The organism is Flavobacterium buctense, from assembly GCF_014486695.1.
Lineage (GTDB): Bacteria > Bacteroidota > Bacteroidia > Flavobacteriales > Flavobacteriaceae > Flavobacterium > Flavobacterium buctense.
The window spans coordinates 1-2,679 of sequence record NZ_JACTAB010000022.1 but is presented as its reverse complement, the minus strand read 5'-3'; the positions used below and the strand labels follow the sequence as shown (position 1 = coordinate 2,679).

The following is a 2,679-nucleotide window of genomic DNA, read 5'->3' as shown; positions in this document are numbered from 1 at the left end:
AACAATACCCAAAACTACAGTTAAAGAATCACGAATAATGGATATTTTGAATAAACTTTGTCTTGTAATTTCAATAATATTTGTATTTGCATTTATCGTAAATCCACCATGGCATAAAATATTTAGAGATAAAAACACATATAATTTCTTTTTATATTTTTCGGTAGTTTTTCCCATAGTTTCGTTTTTAACTTTGTTTGGAGAAGTTGAAAATGAAAAAATAAGTGTATTTATAACTTTTTATCCACTTGTTTTTCTTGTGTTATATAAATACTTTGACAATAAAATTTTAAAAAAATATAATCGCCATATATATTTTTCTAAAAAGTATAATGTATTATGGAAAGATGACGAATCTGATTATGCAACATCAACCGATAATTGGTATCAATTTATAATTTGTTTGGCGCCAATATTTTTAGTTTATGGAATAGGTTGGATAGTTTTTGAAATTTTAAGGTACTGTTGCTAACAGCAGTTTGTGATTATGGCTGGTTTTGGGTTTATCAGAAATGTATCGGCTGACTGAAATTTTAGTTATATTTGGAAACGCAAGTGAGTGAAGAACGCCACAATCACAATCTGCAATACGTTAGCGGCAAGTTTAAGACCACTCGTATGAAATTAGAACTTCACTTTAATGAATCAATTTATAGAAGGCAAATGGAATTGCTTTATGAAATGGGTTATGGAAGGAAGAAAAGATATTACAAAAACTCCAACTATTTTGGATTAGTTTTGGTATTGATCGGTGCTTTGATTGTAGTTGGAAAAAACAACATAGGATATCTTTTTGTTATGCTTGGTTCAATAAACTTGTTTACTTATTACCAATTTCACTTCAAGAATAAAAAAATTACTCAGAAGTATGAAGCTGAACAATTAGAAACTATTGCAACTTTTAAAGAAAATCCTATTGCTATTTTTGAGTTCAATGATGACGGTTTAAAATATGGCAATCATACGGGGAACGTAACAATTAACTGGAATGATTTTCTACAATACATGATAAAAGATGAAAATATATTTCTCATTACAAAAAAATTCCAACCATTTGTAGTTGGAAAATCAGAAGTTGGTGAAGAGAATTACAATGAGATTTTAAACTTTATAGACTCAAGGATAGAAAATAAAACCAGCCGCTAACAGCAGTTTGTAACTACTGCGCGCTTGGGCTTATCCCGAATTTTCTTCGAAAATTCAAAAAGTAGTTTTATATTTGTTATCATCAGTAATAAATCATCGCAGCAGTTACAAGCTGCAAGACGTTATGTGTAATGCCACATCCGAAATTATGATAGAGAAAATTAACCGAAATATTTGCCTAATTAAATACAGAAAATTTCCTCTCAGAGATTTTGTAAAAGACGAGGAAATTTCATTTTATCCAAAAATTTATAGTAATTATTGGTTAACGTTAGAACATAATTCACAAACTCAATTAATCAAAATATTGTCAAGTGAAATCACTAAGCTTTATAAAAATCTGAGTGTTGAAAGTTTGATATTTTTTGGAGATTACGACAGAAACTGGATTTCAAAATTTACTGAAGAAAGAAAAAATTATAAACCTTTAATTGAATCTATAGACTATTTCAAAGAACAAAAAATCAACAAGCGCTTTAATGGCGCGGTTAAAGTAAACTTAACAGAACTCGAAAAGTTCATCAAACACTTCTTTGTTTTGACAAGATGTGACTCCGATTTTGCTTATTATCATTTTCTGGACGAAAAAGAAAACTTGTTAGGATTTATTCATTATTCCGGCGAAATTCGATTTGATACTTTGAATGAGAAAATGGACAAAATGTTGCTGGAAGAATTAGACAAGACAAAGTTTGTGAAAAAAGTATAAGCACTACACATAACAGCAGTTTGTGATAATGGCTGGTTTTGTCTTTATCGGAAATGTATTCGCTGATTGAAATTTTAGTTATATTTGGAATGGTAAGTGATTGAATAACGCCACTATCACAAGCCGCAATACGTTAGCGGTAATACATCAGACGTAAATCTAAGAAAATGGAAAATTTGGAAAATAGCCCTGAAAAATGGAAGAAATTGAGAGATGAAAAAGTTGACCTTGGAATTATGGGTAAAGGATTTCTCAGTTTGTATTACAAAGAAGACATTATAAACTATGACATCGATTTACTCCAAAAGAAAAAATATAAAATTGTAGAATTTGACTGTAATGATATAAATAGCGATATCGAACTGCATTTTGCTTTACAAGGCAAACAAAACTTTCTTGACTATGTAGGTGAAAATTTTGCTGCTTTGGACGACTGTCTAATCGATTATGAAATAGATAACAATGGAGTTGTTGTTGTTTTCAGACACTTAAATAACCTGGATTTAGAAAGTATATACTCTTTACTTGATATTTTCGCGACACATGCCAGAAGAAAATTTGTTATTGGCCAAAAACTCTTAGTTTTAATCCAAGTTGACAATCCCAAGTTTAAGATAATTCAACCTATCGGAGCTGTGAATTTTTATCTTTGGAATGATAAAGAGTGGTTCGAAGGAGAAAGGCTATAATGTACTACCGCTAACAGCAGTTTGCAACAACTGCGTGGCTTGGTTTGTCCACCGAATTTTCTTCGAAAATTCAAAGCCAAGTTTTGTACTTGGAATCATCAGTAATAAATCGTCGCAGCTGTTGCAAGCCGCAAG

The 2,679-nt window shown here is 30.6% G+C and carries 3 protein-coding genes; all 3 read left to right on the top strand.

The window, feature by feature from the left end:
• The first annotated feature begins 618 nt into the window (after positions 1 to 618).
• The 3 genes from ICG50_RS12960 to ICG50_RS12950 all read left to right on the top strand — a co-directional run bounded on the left by ICG50_RS12960 (position 619) and on the right by ICG50_RS12950 (position 2,544).
• Positions 619 to 1,146 (top strand): YcxB family protein, encoded by a 528-nt coding sequence (locus ICG50_RS12960; RefSeq protein ID WP_187661323.1) that lies wholly within the window; start codon positions 619 to 621, stop codon positions 1,144 to 1,146.
• A gap of 148 nt (positions 1,147 to 1,294) precedes the next feature.
• A complete protein-coding gene (locus ICG50_RS12955) occupies positions 1,295 to 1,855 on the top strand; it encodes a hypothetical protein (RefSeq protein WP_187661322.1) in 561 nt (186 codons plus the stop codon).
• 167 nt (positions 1,856 to 2,022) lie between these two features.
• Complete coding sequence (locus tag ICG50_RS12950; protein WP_187661321.1) at positions 2,023 to 2,544, top strand: barstar family protein; 522 nt, start codon at positions 2,023 to 2,025, stop codon at positions 2,542 to 2,544.
• The last annotated feature ends 135 nt before the right edge of the window (positions 2,545 to 2,679 follow it).

Coding starts and splice junctions, on each gene's coding strand:
- ICG50_RS12960 (WP_187661323.1), top strand. CDS start 619: ATGAAATTAGAACTTCACTTTAATGAATCAATTTATAGAAGGCAAATG.
- ICG50_RS12955 (WP_187661322.1), top strand. CDS start 1,295: ATGATAGAGAAAATTAACCGAAATATTTGCCTAATTAAATACAGAAAA.
- ICG50_RS12950 (WP_187661321.1), top strand. CDS start 2,023: ATGGAAAATTTGGAAAATAGCCCTGAAAAATGGAAGAAATTGAGAGAT.